Origin of the sequence: Trinickia sp. LjRoot230 (assembly GCF_964253315.1) — a bacterium.
Lineage (GTDB): Bacteria > Pseudomonadota > Gammaproteobacteria > Burkholderiales > Burkholderiaceae > Trinickia.
This window is the reverse complement of the sequence record NZ_CAXUQX020000002.1, coordinates 117,762-133,056: the sequence shown is the minus strand read 5'-3', so window position 1 is coordinate 133,056 and position 15,295 is coordinate 117,762. Positions and strand designations below refer to the sequence as shown.

11 protein-coding genes are annotated in these 15,295 nt (G+C 60.6%); 8 read left to right on the top strand and 3 right to left on the bottom strand.

Annotated elements, in window-relative coordinates:
* Positions 1-26: 26 nt before the first annotated feature.
* From ACSQ20_RS19880 to araH, 4 genes are all read left to right on the top strand, one after another.
* Positions 27-956: a Gfo/Idh/MocA family protein gene (locus tag ACSQ20_RS19880; protein ID WP_436023469.1), complete on the top strand. Its 930-nt coding sequence runs from the start codon at positions 27-29 to the stop codon at positions 954-956.
* Positions 957-1,043: 87 nt separating this feature from the next.
* Positions 1,044-2,048, top strand: coding sequence for an arabinose ABC transporter substrate-binding protein (locus ACSQ20_RS19875; protein WP_436023467.1), 1,005 nt, complete (start codon positions 1,044-1,046; stop codon positions 2,046-2,048).
* Positions 2,049-2,104: 56 nt separating this feature from the next.
* The gene (araG, locus tag ACSQ20_RS19870; protein ID WP_436023465.1) at positions 2,105-3,655 is read left to right on the top strand and encodes an L-arabinose ABC transporter ATP-binding protein AraG; all 1,551 of its coding nucleotides are present in this window, start codon (positions 2,105-2,107) and stop codon (positions 3,653-3,655) included.
* 69 nt (positions 3,656-3,724) lie between these two features.
* The gene (araH, locus tag ACSQ20_RS19865; protein ID WP_436023463.1) at positions 3,725-4,750 is read left to right on the top strand and encodes an L-arabinose ABC transporter permease AraH; all 1,026 of its coding nucleotides are present in this window, start codon (positions 3,725-3,727) and stop codon (positions 4,748-4,750) included.
* A 36-nt stretch (positions 4,751-4,786) separates the two neighbouring features.
* On the opposite strand, the gene ACSQ20_RS19860 is transcribed toward araH, so the two are convergent.
* A complete protein-coding gene (locus tag ACSQ20_RS19860; RefSeq protein ID WP_436023461.1) occupies positions 4,787-5,374 on the bottom strand; it encodes a TMEM175 family protein in 588 nt (195 codons plus the stop codon).
* Positions 5,375-5,505: 131 nt separating this feature from the next.
* Here ACSQ20_RS19860 and ACSQ20_RS19855 point away from each other — a divergent pair, with 131 nt between their 5' ends.
* The gene (locus tag ACSQ20_RS19855) at positions 5,506-7,599 is read left to right on the top strand and encodes an NAD(+) synthase (RefSeq protein WP_436023459.1); all 2,094 of its coding nucleotides are present in this window, start codon (positions 5,506-5,508) and stop codon (positions 7,597-7,599) included.
* A 351-nt stretch (positions 7,600-7,950) separates the two neighbouring features.
* Positions 7,951-10,926: a hypothetical protein gene (locus tag ACSQ20_RS19850; RefSeq protein WP_436023457.1), complete on the top strand. Its 2,976-nt coding sequence runs from the start codon at positions 7,951-7,953 to the stop codon at positions 10,924-10,926.
* Positions 10,927-10,936: 10 nt separating this feature from the next.
* Here ACSQ20_RS19850 and ACSQ20_RS19845 read toward each other — a convergent pair whose 3' ends face one another.
* Positions 10,937-11,473, bottom strand: coding sequence for a peroxiredoxin-like family protein (locus tag ACSQ20_RS19845; RefSeq protein WP_436023455.1), 537 nt, complete (start codon positions 11,471-11,473; stop codon positions 10,937-10,939).
* A 102-nt stretch (positions 11,474-11,575) separates the two neighbouring features.
* On the opposite strand from ACSQ20_RS19845, the gene ACSQ20_RS19840 reads away from it, so the two are divergent.
* Both ACSQ20_RS19840 and ACSQ20_RS19835 read left to right on the top strand, forming a co-directional pair.
* Positions 11,576-12,367: an AraC family transcriptional regulator gene (locus ACSQ20_RS19840; protein ID WP_436023453.1), complete on the top strand. Its 792-nt coding sequence runs from the start codon at positions 11,576-11,578 to the stop codon at positions 12,365-12,367.
* A gap of 97 nt (positions 12,368-12,464) precedes the next feature.
* Positions 12,465-13,631 carry a DUF4382 domain-containing protein gene (locus ACSQ20_RS19835; protein ID WP_436023451.1) on the top strand — a complete coding sequence of 389 codons (1,167 nt, stop codon included), beginning with the start codon at positions 12,465-12,467 and terminating at the stop codon, positions 13,629-13,631.
* A gap of 407 nt (positions 13,632-14,038) precedes the next feature.
* Here ACSQ20_RS19835 and ACSQ20_RS19830 read toward each other — a convergent pair whose 3' ends face one another.
* Entirely contained in the window at positions 14,039-14,701 is a 663-nt protein-coding gene (locus ACSQ20_RS19830) for a hypothetical protein (protein ID WP_436023449.1), read from the bottom strand.
* Between the last annotated feature and the right edge of the window lie 594 nt (positions 14,702-15,295).

Here is a 15,295-nt window from a genome sequence, read left to right as displayed (position 1 = left end):
GAAAGCACCGAAGCACGGATCGAATGATGAGCAAGACACTGAAGTTGGGACTGGTCGGAATCGGCAAGATTGCGCGCGATCAACATCTGCCCGCCATCGCTGCTGATGCGGGCTTCGAGTTGGTTGCTTGCGCCAGCCGTCACGCACAGGTCGAAGGCGTGCGCAATTATCCGACCATCGACGCATTGCTCGCCGCCGAGCCGCAACTTGATGCCATTTCGCTGTGCGCCCCACCGCAGGTTCGCTACGCGCAGGCGCGCGCCGCACTCGCCGCCGGCAAGCACGTGATGCTCGAAAAGCCGCCGGGCGCGAGCTTGCATGAAGTCGAAGTGCTGCGCGACACCGCGCGCAAGGCGGGCCGCACGCTCTTTGCGAGTTGGCATTCACGCCATGCACCGGCCGTCGAACCAGCGCGCGCGTGGCTTGCGTCGCGCGAGATTCGTTCGGTCGATGTCTACTGGAAAGAGGACGTTCGCAAGTGGCACCCCGGGCAGGAATGGATCTGGCAACCGGGTGGCCTCGGCGTGTTCGACCCCGGCATCAATGCGTTGTCGATTGTCACGCGCATCCTGCCGCACGAGATGGTGCTCACGTCAGCCACGCTGTTCGTGCCCGCCAACACTCAAACGCCGATCGCCGCTAACCTCGTATTCGCAGACGAATACGGTGCGCCTGTGCGCGCCGAATTCGATTGGCGTCACGGCCCGCGCGAGCAATGGGAGATCGCCGTTCAGACGAGCGACGGCAGCTTGCGCATCGAAGCGGGCGGCAAGTTACTGGAGATCGATGGTGCATCAGTCGACATCGGTCCCGAACGCGAGTACCCGTCGCTCTACGCCCATTGGCGAGCATTGATCGAGCGCGGCGAGGACGATGTCGACGTCCGGCCGTTGCGCCATGTCGCCGACGCGTGCCTGCTCGGCACGCATCGCGAAGTGGAGCCATTTGCGGACTAACGCCCGCATAAACAAGCCGCTTCGCGCGGCGTAAATCGTTTCACACCACACCATCGGCTCATCGAGACCGATACCAAGGAGACAGGTATGACCAGTAAGCTTCGTCGCTTAACGTTGTGCGCCGCGTTGGCGGTGTCGTTCGCCGCGCCGTTTGCCATGCAAAGCGCGGTTCAAGCGGAGGAGCCGCTCAAGGTCGGCTTTCTCGTGAAGATGCCCGAGCAGGCATGGTTCATCAACGAGCAAAAGGCGGCCACGGCACTCGGCAAAAAAGATGGCTTTTCGGTTGTCAACATTGGCACGCCGGACGGTGAAAAAGTGCTCGCAGCCATCGACAACCTCGGCGCACAAGGTGCGAAGGGCTTCGTGATCTGCGCACCGGACGTGCGGCTCGGACCGGCAATCAAGGCACGCGCCAACAAGTACAGCATGAAGTTCGTGACGGTGGACGACCAGCTCGTCGATTCGTCGGGCAAGCCGATTGCCGGCGTGCCGCACCTTGGCATGTCCGCTTTCAAAATCGGCAATCAAGTGGGTACGGCCATCTCCGACGAGATGAAAAAGCGCGGCTGGAAACCTGAGGAAGTGGGTGCCATTCGCATCACCGACTATGAACTGCCGACCGCCAAGCTGCGCACCGACGGCGCCACGCAGACGCTGCTGGCCAGCGGATTCAAGAAGGAAAACATCTTCGATGCGCCGCAAAAGACCACGGATGACGAAGGCGGCTTCAACGCGGCATCGCCCGTGTTGTCGAAGCATCCGAACATCAAGAAGTGGGTGATCTTTGCGCTGAACGAAGAGACGGTGCTGGGCGGCGTGCGCGCAACCGAGCAATTGCATATCCCGGGCAAGGACGTGATCGGCGTTGGCATCAACGGCGCGGGCGAAGCATTTGCCGAGTTCCAGAAGAAGGAGCCGACGGGCTTTTACGGCACGATCGCCGTAAGTTCGACGAACCACGGCAAGGAAAGCACGCAAAACCTCGTCGACTGGATCAAGGGTGGCAAGCAACCGCCGGCTGACACGCAAACGACCGGCAAGCTGATGACGCGGGACAACTGGCAAGACGTGCGCAAAGAACTCGGAATCTAAGCGCGGACGAAAGTCATAGCAAATCAGTAAAAGCAAAGGCAAGTAAAGGCATAAGCATGCATAACGCGAACGACATTGCCGAGGCAGCGGCGCCAGGCGAAGTGCCAGGCGCCGCGGCTAACGCGCCCTATCTCGAGCTCGACGGCATCACGGTCAGCTTTCCTGGCGTGCTCGCGCTCGACCAGGTGTCCTTGAATGTCCGGGCTGGCGAAGTACACGGCCTGATGGGCGAGAACGGCGCGGGTAAGTCGACGCTGCTCAAGGTGTTGTCCGGCGTCAATCATCCGCAAGCCGGGACATTACGTCTCGGCGGTGTCGAGCAACATTTTTCCGGCACCAAAGCGGCGATCGACGCCGGCATCGCCATCATCTATCAAGAGTTGCATCTGGTGCCCGAGCTGACGGTTGCGGAAAACCTGATGCTCGGGCAACTGCCGAGTCGCCTTGGTGTACTCGACGAGCGCGCGCTCGTGGCACGCGCCGTCGATACGCTGGCCCGGCTGGGCGAGCGTATCGATCCGAACACACAGGTCAAAGATTTGTCGATCGGCCAGCGGCAAATGATCGAAATCGGCAAGGCGCTGATGCGCGATGCGCGCCTCATTGCGTTCGACGAACCCACCAGCTCGTTGTCCTCGCGCGAGACGACGCAGCTTTTCAAAATCATCGACGGATTGCGCAGCGAAGGGCGTGCAATCGTCTATGTGACTCATCGTATGGATGAGGTCTACGAATTGTGCGATCGCGTAACCGTCTTTCGCGACGGTCATTCGATCGAAACCTTCGAATCGGTCGATGGGCTCGATCGCGATCGGCTGATCAGTTGCATGGTCGGCCGCTCCATTCGCGATGTGTATGGCTATCGGACGCGCACGGTCGGCGACATCCGAATCGAAGCGAAGGCATTGATGGGGCCGGGGTTGTCGGAGCCCGCGTCGTTCAACGCACGTCGCGGCGAGATCGTCGGCTTTTTTGGGTTGGTGGGCGCCGGGCGCTCGGAGTTGATGAAGCTCGTTTGCGGTGCGGTCCGGCCGACCGGCGGCCACGTCGAACTCGAAGGGCGCCGGGTCTCGTTCAATACGCCGCGCGATGCAGTGCGTGCCGGCATCGCGCTATGCCCCGAAGACCGCAAGCAAGAGGGCATCGTTTCGATTGCATCGGTTGCCGATAACCTCAATATCAGTGCGCGACGCCATTTCAGCATCGCGCGCTTCTTACTGAACGCGCGGCGCGAACGCGAGTTGGCCGACGACTACATCGCCAAGCTTTCGATCAAAACGCGCACGGGTGAAACGCTGATTGGCACGCTCTCGGGCGGCAATCAGCAAAAAGTGATTTTGTCGCGCTGGCTCGCCGAGCAGATCGACGTCTTCGTGATGGACGAACCGACGCGCGGCATCGATGTCGGCGCTCGCGCACAGATCTACGAATTGCTTTATGGCTTGGCCGAGACGGGCCGCACGGTGCTGATGGTGTCGAGCGATCTGGCCGAAGTCATCGGTGTGGCCGATCGCATCATCGTGATGAAGGAAGGCCGCGTCGTGGGCGATCTGCCCAAGGCGCAGGCAACGCCCGACCAATTGATCAAGCTCGCATTGCCGCAATAACCGCTTAACGCTTCGAACCGGCGCGCCCACCGCTACGAACCGGCCCGGCGCCCACGAATGAGAGACATCATGCAACAACCTCCGAGCATCCGCCCTGCCGCCGAACCGGCTTTGTCCTCGACACAGCACGCCTCGCCTGGGGCACCTACCCTCGCTGCGAAAACCTGGCGCGTCGTCAACAAGTCCGGCATCGTGATGGTGTTCCTGATCTTGTTCGCGGTGCTCGCGCTGGCCGTGCCGGACTTCCTGACGAGCCGCAACATGCAAGGCCTGCTGCTCTCGGTCACGTTGATCGGCTCGATTGCAGTCACGATGATGTTCGTACTCGCGCTCGGCGAGGTCGATTTATCGGTGGCATCGATCGTCGCATTTGCGGGCGTCGTGGCGTCCACGCTGATCACGGTGACGCACAGTGTGCTTTTAGGCGTCGTTGGCGGCGTGCTCGCAGGCGGTGCGGTCGGACTTTTCAATGGCGTACTCATCGCGCGCTACAAGATCAATTCGCTGATCGTCACGCTCGCGATGATGGAAGTCGTACGCGGGCTGGCCTTCATCGTCTCGAACGGCGACGCCGTCATGATTTCCGAAGAACGCTTCTTCGACCTCGGCGGCGGCTCGTTTCTCGGCATGTCTTATCCGATCTGGAGCAACATCGTCGGCTTCGTCGTATTCGGCTTTTTGCTGAGAAAGACGGTGTTCGGCAAAAACGTGCTTGCGGTGGGCGGCAATGCCGAGGCTGCGTCGTTGGCGGGCTTGCCGGTCATGCGCATCAAGATCACGGTGTTCGTGCTGCAAGGGCTCATTACCGGGTTTGCCGGCGTGATGCTCGCGTCGCGGATGAGCCTGGGCGACCCGAAGACCTCGGTCGGCCTAGAACTCGGTGTGATCTCCGCATGCGTGCTGGGCGGCGTTTCATTGACCGGCGGCGTGGCGACAATCTCGGGCGTGCTCGTCGGCGTGTTGATCATGGGCTCGGTGCAAAATGCCATGAGCTTGATGAACGTGCCGACGTTCTATCAGTATCTGATTCGCGGCGGCATCCTGTTGCTCGCGGTGCTGTTCGATCATTACCGGCGCAGCCGTCGCGTGCGGTAACGGATGCGGTATTCGATTGGGCGCGCGATCGACATATCATCGATCATGCGCCCGCATCGCGTTCTCCATGCGGCGGTCGGGCGTGAGCCACATCAACGCGACAGCGACAAAGAAAAGCGCGCCGACGTGCGCCAAGTCTGCCGCGCTAAACGCAATGCCGAGCGCGTAAAGCACGATTGACGCCTTCCCTTTGATATCTCGCCCGAGCGCTTTGGCCAGCCCGCTGTCCAAACCATGAAGGCGCACGAGCCTGTCTTGCAACACGTGATAAGCGAATGCGCAAGCAAGCAGGTTGATGCCATAAAGCATCGTGGGCCAACGTGCGAAATGGTTCTCGCCCATCCAGCCCGTGGTAAACGGCAACAGCGACAGCCAAAACAGCAAAAGCAAGTTCGACCATAGAACCCCCGCGCTGACGCTGTGGCTCGCCTGCAGCAAATGATGATGGTTGTTCCAGTAAATCCCTACATAGACGAAGCTGAGCACATAGCTCGTCGCCGTCGGCCACAGCGGCACCAGTGTGGCGAGATCCGCACCATGCGGCACCTTGAGCTCCAGCACCATGATCGTGATGATGATTGCGAGCACGCCGTCGCTGAATGCTTCAAGTCGATTTTTTTCCATTGCGTTTCCTATGGTGAGAGGCATGCGCATGGTGCGCTACCGTGCACCATTACGCTAGGATGCGACAATACGCGACAATTATCGATGGCGGCTGCCCGCCGCTTGTCGCCGTTGCAAGGAACGATTTCGCCATGACCGACGTGCCGGCCTTTTTCAATCTCTATCGCCATAACTTCGCGCGACTCGCCGTCGCCGTCCCGCCTGTGCGCGTGGCTGATCCAACCTTCAACGCGCGCGAAACCATCGCGCTGATGCGCGAAGCCGACGCCCGGCATGCCGCACTCGCGCTGTTTCCCGAGCTGGGTCTCTCCGCGTACGCATGCGACGACCTTTTCCAACAGCAAGCATTACTCGACGCATGCCTTGCGGCCTTGAGCGACGTGCTCGCCGCCTCGCGCCAACTGTCGACGATTGCCGTGGTCGGCCTGCCGCTGGCCATCGACGGCCAGCTCTTCAACTGCGCGGCCGTCGTGCATCGCGGTTTGCTGCTCGGCATTGTGCCGAAGACTTACCTGCCGAACTATCGCGAATTCTACGAGGCCCGGCAATTTGCGCCCGCAGCGTACCTTCAGCGCGAATCCATCGATCTCGTCGGGCAAACCGATGTGCCTTGCTCGGCCAATCTGCTGTTCCGCCTCGAGCAACAGCCGCTCTTCACCTTTCATATCGAGACCTGCGAGGACCTGTGGGTGCCCATCCCACCGTCGTCGTTCGCGGCGCTCGCGGGTGCCACGGTGTTGCTCAATTTGTCTGCCTCGAATGTAACCGTCGGCAAGGCCGATTATCGGCGCCTGCTCGCGGGAAGCCAATCGGCGCGCTGCCTCGCGGCTTATGCGTACAGCGCGGCAGGTTACGGCGAATCCACGACCGATCTCGCGTGGGACGGCCACGGCATGATCTACGAAAACGGCAATGCGCTCGCGCAGACGCAGCGATTTGCCGACACCGCACAGTTGATTTGCGCCGATATCGATCTTGATCGGCTCGTTGACGAACGCATGCGTCAAACGACGTTCGGCGACACCGCGCACGTGCATCGCGAAGCCGCTGCGCGTTTTCGCACAATCGATGTGCCGGCCATCCTGCCACGCGATATCCATCTACCGCTCGAGCGCAGCTACGAACGCTTTCCTTACGTGCCCGCCGATCCCGCGCGGCGGGACGAGCGCTGTCGAGAAATCTACGACATTCAGGTGCAAGGTCTCGTCACGCGCATGCGGGCGACCAAAATGAAAACGCTGGTAATCGGCGTGTCGGGCGGGCTCGATTCGACGTTGGCCCTGCTCGTATGCGTGCGCGCAGTAGACCAACTGAAATTGCCGCGCGATGCGATCCTCGCTTGCATTCTGCCGGGCTTCGGCACCGGTCAACGCACGCTCGGCCAGGCGCGCCGCCTGGTTGCCGCGCTGGGTTGCCGCGCACGCGAAATCGACATCCGGCCAAGCTGCATGCAAATGCTGCAGGATATCGGCCATCCGTTTGCGAACGGCGAACCGGTACATGACATCACGTTCGAAAACGTGCAGGCCGGCGAGCGGACGAGCCACTTGTTCCGCATGGCGAATATGCATGGCGGGCTCGTGGTCGGCACGGGCGACTTGAGCGAGCTCGCGCTCGGCTGGTGCACCTACGGCGTGGGCGATCACATGTCTCACTACGGCGTCAACGCCAGCGTGCCGAAAACACTGATTCAGTATCTCGTGCGCTGGACGGCCGATGAAGGCTCGCTCGGCAAGCGCGCCGCCACGGTGCTGCGCGATGTGCTCGAAACGGACATCAGCCCCGAATTGATTCCGCCCGGTGAAGACGGCGAAATCCAATTGACTGAAGCGGCCATCGGCCCTTATGAGCTACAAGACTTCAATCTCTACTATCTGCTCAGATTCGGCTACCGTCCGTCGAAAGTCGCGTTTCTCGCGTGGAGCGCCTGGCATGATCGCGCGCAAGGTCTCTGGCCGGACTTGCCCGAAAACAAGCGGCACCAATACGGCATCGCTGACATCAAGCGTTGGCTGGCTGTTTTTCTGCGCCGCTTCTTTGAACAGCAGCAGTTCAAGCGCAGCTGTCTGCCTAATGCGCCGAAGGTCGGCTCGGGCGGCTCGCTGTCGCCCCGAGGCGACTACCGCGCGCCCAGCGATGCGAGCGCCGCGGCGTGGCTCGCAGATCTCGACGCGGTGCCGGACACCGAGTCGGCGCTCGATATCCGTGCGGCCGGCGGCGCGTGACGGCAACCGGATAACAGTCAAGATCACCTCGTAGGCCGCATCAACTCATCGGGCAACTCATCGCGCATTGCGTTCGGGCCGGTCGCAATGACTTCGCAACGCGCGCCCCCTGCGCGGCGCTGCGCCGCTACATTGTCGGGTTTCGCGGCACCCTCGAATGCGGGTGTCGCGCAACATGGGTCATGACCAGGATTCGAATTGACTACCAAGTCCACCCGCACCGGCACCGCAGCCCATTCAATCCATCGGCACGAACGGTCGAATGACAACTCGCGCGGCAGGTGGAATATCGCGCCGAGCCGCCATGTGAACTCACCGACTCTGGACTGGGTTGCGCTACGGCCTCACACAATGGCACGTCCACCATCGAACGTCGAGCAGCGAATCATCGTGCCGCACCGCTCGAGGCTATCGGCCGAGGAAATCGATCGGCGCGGGACCATGCGCAACCCCGCCGCAGTTGCTGCGCGCTTCGAACGTATGCGGGACCTGCTGCGTCAGATGGTCGATGAGACGTCGAACGACAAGCCGACGATCCGCGATGGCGATGTCTGGTTGCTCGAGTTGCTTGCCAACATGAAAGAAGGCAACTTCGTCACGCAAGACCCCATCGAGCATGTCAATTGGGGGCGCATTCGGACCGACCAGATTCAAACGCAATTCAGCGAGTTTTCGGCTGATACCGTCGCACATGCCGAATCCATTAAACAGCAACTGCAGGGGCGCGAAGTCGCCGTGCTCGGCTTCGTCGCGCGCGAACTCGACGAGCCTTTGCGCCAGAAACAGTGGGACTCGGCCGATGACATCGTACTCGCCGCAGGCGATCCGCATGCACTGCACCAATTTATCGAGGCGTTCGATTATTTGCGATGTCGATCGCCGAAGGATGTGCCGGAGTCAAAGCGTCAGAAACGATTGATCATTGCCGATTTCGAATTCTATCGCCCCTTGCTTCGACGGCTCTTCGGTGTCGCGCCTACGGGCACCAACGAGCGTTTTTACTATCGTCAATCGTTGCAAGCCTTGCTACGCATGCACGGCCCGCAGTCGCCACGGCTCGACGTGACCGTCGAAATCCCCGGGTCGCTCGAAGACCTCCCCGCGCCAAGCACAAAAGCGATTATCGGTACCCAGGCCGATCAAACTGAGTCGCTCGCCGATATCGAGCAGCGGCTAGTCAAAGTACGCGAAGTGCCGTGCCTCTTCGTCGGCACCAACAAAGTAACGAAGCTGGCGCATTTGAATGCCGCATTCAGCGGCACAACGGTGACGATCAATTCGCTGATGACGCTCATCGACGATCTCGGCAACCCGGACGAATGCCATAAGACTTACGCTGCGAACGCTCGCGGCTTGTCCGGCGCCGACGCCAACAATTCAGGCAAAGCCGAATCGTTTGCGCGCGTCATTCAAAGCGTGCTCAACGGCGAGCATCCAACGATTTCGCGCGAGATGCTTCTCGATCGTCTCAAGAAATTCGGTGTCACCGGCAAGATCTATTTCATGACCGATGACCGCGGCGCCGAATTTCCCGATTGGGATTTGCTCGAGCCGCATCTGGATAGCGAGTTCAAAAAAAGTGTGATTGAGGAATTGAAACGGCGCGTCGGCGGGCAGGATATGCGCATCCAGCCGGTGCCGGGTGTCGAAATGACATGGTGGATCAACACGGCGGGCGGAATAGAGGCTTTGTTCGGGTACTTCGAGCGCGCCTATAAGAAGCGTCTGGCTAAAACCAACGAAGACATCCCGCGCAAGGTGACAACCGCATGCGTTGCGACCCTCGTCGAGATGGATCTCACAACGGGCGACTATGAGATGCGCACCTACTCGGGCGCCACCACGTATGACTTTCGTCGCCCCAGAGCAGACCTCCCCAATCGCGAAACCTCTGAAGCGTGGTACGTCGAGCCAGGCAGCCACAATCCAGAGAATCGATCGATGCAGGAGATTATGGATGCATCGCCCGAAGGCGCGCGCTCGCCCTCGCTGCCATGGGTCAAAGTGGTCGAAGCGATGCGCGCGGATGGCGTAGTCTTCGCGAACACGAGGCCTGTCGCACGCGTGCCCGACTATAAGATCACATTCCACGGTGCGGATCAAAGCACGCGTGGCACCGCATTGCAAATGTCGATGAACATGCTGATGCAACGCGACAACACGGGCCCGCGTGCCAGCGCGCGCACGCCGCTGCCTGTCATTGCTCCCAACCGACGCGGCATTGCGCCGGCTGCCGCATTCGATTCTTATGAAATCGGCAGGCGGATAGCTGGGTCGGATGCACTGATATTCGATAAAACGCCCATCGAATTCCTGGCGCGCGCGAAGCGTTTTTACGAATATTTTTCTGCGCTCGTGCTGACGAGCCTACATCCTGATTTCGCGAACGCCGCGGTGCTCGTCAATGAAGAAGACGAAGGCATGTCGATTCTGCAAGAGGCCGTCAAAACGCAGTATCGCTACGGGCTCAGCGAAGACCCGCTCTCGCTAACGCTGCCGTACGCCAGCGAGCGCGATGCGCTCGACAAGCTGGCTCGCCACTGGAAACAGTACGAACGCTTGGCAACGGCCGTCACACCGGAAGCACTCGGAGGCAGCATCGCTCCGACGGCCGATTTCGATGTCCGCGCCGCACTCGACGAATGGCGCGACGAGCGACACCCCGCTATTGTCGTGCTTGCATCGGGCAAGGCGGTGGCGCCGGCACTCGTCGAAGAAATTCGCGTGATTGCTGAATGCATCGCGAGACTGGACGCCGATGCGATTTCCGGCGGCGGAGCCAAAGGGCTGATGGGCGCTCTCCAGCAGCACTATCAGCGATACGCGACAATGCTCGGCATTGACGGAAAAGTGGCCGGGATCAGCACGACAATGGTGATCGGCAAGGAAACGCAAACGGGCCAGCTTTCCAGCGCGCTCCAAGTGAAGCACGTGAGCCCCGAAATTGTCACGCGGATGCACCAGCTCTTCGCGGCCGATGTGGCAATTGTCGCCGCGGGCGGAATCGGCACCGCGCAGGAAATCGGATTCATCCTTGCTGCCAAAGCCGCGGGTATCGAGCCCTTCTCCAGGCAACCGGTGCTGCTGGTCAATTCGATCATGTCCGACGGCAAGCGGCTACTCGACGGTTACCTCGAATTTTTTGGCGCGGCGCCCGGGACAACGCGCGAACAACGCATAGCGACGGGACGCCGCTTGCTCGAAGAGATCGGTGTCTATGTCATCGACGCACCGGCGGGCGGCCTCGCCGACTCGCTCGACAAGCGTTTCGCGCAACTGCGCGCCGACAACCCGCGCCTACTCGAACGGCGCCGCCTGGTTTCTTGAAGTGGTGCCGTCACACTGCACCGACATACTCGCCGCGGGCGGGATATCGATGCTCGATCGTGAAATCGATGGCCTTAAGCATTTCGTTAAAGGCCGGCCGCACGAACGGCATCGATTGCACGCTGGCGTAGTAGATGGTCCCGTCGGGCTTGAAGAGGAACAGGCCCGGCTCGGAAAACAGCGGCGGCTCCTCGATGCCGATCGACGTCTTGCCGCGCGAGGCCGACACGTAGAGCCCCCATTCGCGCGCTTTTTCGAGTTCGAGCCCGTAGCCGATTCGCAACTGAGCCGCTCCAACCTTCGCGGCCATCTCATTCGCCCTTGCTTCGGAGTCCGAACTAATCGCGACAGTTGTCACGCCTCGCTCAGCAAATGCCGGCGTCAAACGCTCGAGCTCCTTCAGATACATCGCGCAAATCGGGCAATGAAGACCGCGATAAAAGCACACCAGCGTCAGATATTCGGGCCGCTCGTGCGCGAGATCGAATGGGCCGTGAGCCACGGTCGGCACGGCGAGTTGCGGGGCGGGTTGTCGTGGAATCAACATGATGTGGGTCCTCTGATCTTGATGGGTCGGGCCGCTTGACTTTCCTTATTGACGGCGCACCCTAACTTTTTCATACTTTTGGTCATGCCACGTCCAGATAACATGATCGAAAGTCCACAATCGATGAAACCCGATGCCAAACTCGAAGCCAAGCCCGACCGGCTTTCCGCTTTCTTTCGCGCCTTCGCGTTTACCGTCGTCGAGACAGCGTCAGGCGCGTGCCGCGGCGACGCCGTTCTTCGTGCGGTCGGTACCGCGGGCATTGCGAGCCGGCTCGTGCTGTCCGTCAGACCGGAGCAGGCGAACGACATCCACGCCCCGATCCTCGCGAATATTTGTGTGGGCTTTGGAGGCGGGCTCAACCCGTTGCTGAGCGCGCTGCCGGCGAGCGTCGAGATCGCGTTGGACGACGACTCGGGCCTGCGCGCCGTAGCCGATCTCCTCGTGGCCGAAGCTAACGATTCGCGTTGTGGCAAGCAAACGGCATTGGCGCGACTGAGTGAAGTCATCGTTTTGATGATGCTTCGCCGCACCATCGATGCCGGCGCGACTGCCCCCGGTTTGCTTGCGGGACTGTCGCATGGCGCGTTGCATCGTGCGCTGGCGGCCATGCATGACGCACCGTCGCGCGCGTGGCGAATCGAGGATCTCGCGAGTCTTGCCGGTTTATCGCGCAGCCGTTTCATGACGCTCTTTCGCGAGATCGTCGGCACCACACCTAGCGCGTATCTAACCGCCTGGCGGCTGATGCTCGCACAGCGTGCGCTGGTAGACGGCGAGCGCATCAAGTCCGTTGCAACGCGGGTGGGTTTTGGCAGTGCATCGGCTTTCTCGCGTGCGTACGCTCGCCAATTTGGACGCCCGCCTGTGCACACCCGCCACGAGGCGCCGTAGCTATCCGCCGTTACCGTTTGTTGCAAACTGACAGAATAGTTACGCCGATACAGACATATGCTTCACGCACCACTGGCGCAAAACGACAGGTGCTGCGATGAATGCCATCAGGAAAACCCTGGCCTACGTGTCGTTCATTTCTGCTGCACTCGTTGCAGTGTCCTGCGGCGGGGGGGGCTCAGGCAACGCGCCCACCGGCACGCTCCATGTCTCGATGACCGATTCGCCCGCATGCGGCTTCGATCACGTGTATGTCACCGTGAGCCAAGTGCGCGTCAATGCGAGTTCGGCCGCGGGGGATAACGATAGCGGTTGGAGTGACATCACACTCGCCACGCCTCGCAAAATCGATTTGCTCTCGCTGACGAACGGCGTGATGACCGCGCTTGGCGCGACCACGTTGCCGGCGGGCCAATATCAGCAGATACGCTTGGTTCTCGCGCAAAACCAAGGCAATACGCCAGCAAATTCAGTAGTCCTGACGGGTACCACGACCGAGCAACCGTTGTCGACGCCAAGCGCGACGCAAACCGGGTTGAAGATCATTCGGCCGTTCACCGTGCCCGCGAACACGACGGTCGATCTCGTGCTCGACTTCAACGCCTGCAAATCGGTCGTTGCGCAAGGCAACGGCGGCTATACGCTCAAGCCGGTCGTAACGGCCACACCCACCGCCATCAGCGGCACGATCGACGGGTACGTCGCCCCGGCTCAGGCTGGCGCGACCGTGTATGCCGAGCAAAACGGCAATGTGGTGAGCGGCACACTCGCGGATAGTACCGGGCATTTCGTGCTGACACCGCTTGTCGCCAGCGCAGCCAACGGCAACTATGACGTCGTGATTGCGCAAGCCAACATAGCGAGCGGCATCATTGCGACAGTGCCCGTTGCGGTCGGCGGGACAACCCATGTCTCGACGCTCAGCGCGCCCATCACGCTGCCGGCTTCAACGATGAGCAGCGTGAGCGGGACGGTAACCCCAACGGCGAGCGCGGCCGTTCGCGCACTGCAAGGAACGACTACGGGCATTTACGAAATCGCATCGGTCAACGCGAATCTCAGTACCGGCGCGTATGCGCTGAGCCTGCCGACCGCATCACCGATGGTCGGCGTGTATAGCAACGCCCTGCCGATTGCGCTGACTACGGCTACGACGTCGGCCGGTCAGTACACGATCGAGGCCGATGCGGCGTCAGGCGCTACTCAAGCGTTGGCAGTGAGTGTCTCCGGCGGCCCCCAAACCAACGTCAATTTCAGTTTCTGATGCTGAGCGCTTTGTGCGTCGATCAGCGGTAGATCGACGCACAACGTCGGCAAACGATGCACGAGCCGTCGCGACGATCAGTACCCCGGCGACTCCCGCGCCCATCGCATCGTCCGACGCATCGCCGATCAAACGAGCTCGGCCCGGCCGGACGATGCGCACGGACTGCATGGCCGGATAGGCCGGCGCATCTTGTGGCCGGCTGCCATTCGTCCCACGGCAACGTGGCATCGACGAGCGAGCGGCAATTCGGTTGAACGAGTCTTGCCATTCTGCTGCCCCACCCCGGAAGCAGCGGAGCGGCTCGCCGCGGATGACCGATGTCAAGCCTCGCGTGCCGCTTGCCCTCTTCCCTGGTCACCTGGTGCTCATGCCGCCGTCCGGCTGCCGCGATCAGCCGACGCGCACTACACGGACACGTGGACATCGGCTAGCCTCCGATAGACGCGCCACCATACGCCCATGCCGGCCGCCGGAAGATCACGCGCCATGCCGGTTGCGATGCCGGTCGCGCCATTCGTTTCGCGTCGCGCACACAGGTAATCCGCGGCGTTGATCAGCGCCAGATACATGCTCGTTCCATATTCCAGATACTGTTTGCGTTCGCCATCGGGCAGTACGCGTCCGCCCGGCTCGAGCCGCAGCCGCCCGGCACATGCGATCGACCAGGTCGAGATGTCGTGAGCGCTCGGTGTTTTTTCCGCCATCACCGAGTGGCTGTCCGCCGGGTTTATCGCGAGAAAACGATAATTGCCCGTGTAATCGAATAATTGAATGCGGACACGTTCTGCAAATTCGACGCGATCGCCACGCTTTTTCTTGATTCCGGCGGCCGGTACGAACGTCCAGATATAGTCCGAATCCGGGCGCACTCCCGGGGCTGCAATTTCCGTGTGGAGCGCCGACGGGCTGCGTTTTCCGTGCAGATGTCTGACCATCGCGAGGAATACAGGGTCTCGGCTGGCACAGCTCCTCAACACCACGGGATCGCCGTAGCGAATCGTTTCGTCTATCAGCGGTTGCTCGCACACTGCCTCGGCATCTTCACTGCGCGTGAATACGACATCCATTGCTTACCCCGTTGCGCTAGTGTGAGTGAATCGTTCGGCAACAGGTACCCGATCGATCGCGCATCAACTGCGCTAGACATCGACTACCTGGCGTCGACTATTCCTTAATGCATGAACGAGGTCGGTCGCGGCTGCGGCGAACGCATCCATCCCGTCCATGAAATGAGAATCGATTCACCGCAGGACTAAGGGTCGTGGTGCGTCGTGTAAAGACGTCGCGGTTTCATGATTTGGCCCTCTCGCATATCGAGGCTGGCTGGATGTCCGCGTGCCTCTTCTCTCCAAGAGACGATCGCAACAGCCGTGGCCCTCGATTATTTTATAAGGCGGCACCCAAATCGAACCTTCAATTGCGGAACCGCCTTCCCGTAAAATCTACCGTTTATTAGCACGGTACGGATAATTTAGTTAATGTTGAATCAACTGTCAAGACGGCTTTATCAAAAAACATCGACCTATAAAAGGGGCGGCAGCCGGCATCAAAATCACTCGCAAAAACAGCCTAAGCCTTTGCTAGGAAAGACATTTGCGATGCTTGAAGTATTTAACATTTGGAAAGAAAATATGGGCATCGCGCGCTTGATACAGCTGCCC

What these genes read in the sequence shown, in the direction of transcription:
- ACSQ20_RS19880 (WP_436023469.1), top strand. Translation starts at nt 27, where the DNA reads ATGAGCAAGACACTGAAGTTGGGACTGGTCGGAATCGGCAAGATTGCG.
- ACSQ20_RS19875 (WP_436023467.1), top strand. Translation starts at nt 1,044, where the DNA reads ATGACCAGTAAGCTTCGTCGCTTAACGTTGTGCGCCGCGTTGGCGGTG.
- araG (WP_436023465.1), top strand. Translation starts at nt 2,105, where the DNA reads ATGCATAACGCGAACGACATTGCCGAGGCAGCGGCGCCAGGCGAAGTG.
- araH (WP_436023463.1), top strand. Translation starts at nt 3,725, where the DNA reads ATGCAACAACCTCCGAGCATCCGCCCTGCCGCCGAACCGGCTTTGTCC.
- ACSQ20_RS19860 (WP_436023461.1), bottom strand. Translation starts at nt 5,374, where the DNA reads ATGGAAAAAAATCGACTTGAAGCATTCAGCGACGGCGTGCTCGCAATC.
- ACSQ20_RS19855 (WP_436023459.1), top strand. Translation starts at nt 5,506, where the DNA reads ATGACCGACGTGCCGGCCTTTTTCAATCTCTATCGCCATAACTTCGCG.
- ACSQ20_RS19850 (WP_436023457.1), top strand. Translation starts at nt 7,951, where the DNA reads ATGGCACGTCCACCATCGAACGTCGAGCAGCGAATCATCGTGCCGCAC.
- ACSQ20_RS19845 (WP_436023455.1), bottom strand. Translation starts at nt 11,473, where the DNA reads ATGTTGATTCCACGACAACCCGCCCCGCAACTCGCCGTGCCGACCGTG.
- ACSQ20_RS19840 (WP_436023453.1), top strand. Translation starts at nt 11,576, where the DNA reads ATGATCGAAAGTCCACAATCGATGAAACCCGATGCCAAACTCGAAGCC.
- ACSQ20_RS19835 (WP_436023451.1), top strand. Translation starts at nt 12,465, where the DNA reads ATGAATGCCATCAGGAAAACCCTGGCCTACGTGTCGTTCATTTCTGCT.
- ACSQ20_RS19830 (WP_436023449.1), bottom strand. Translation starts at nt 14,701, where the DNA reads ATGGATGTCGTATTCACGCGCAGTGAAGATGCCGAGGCAGTGTGCGAG.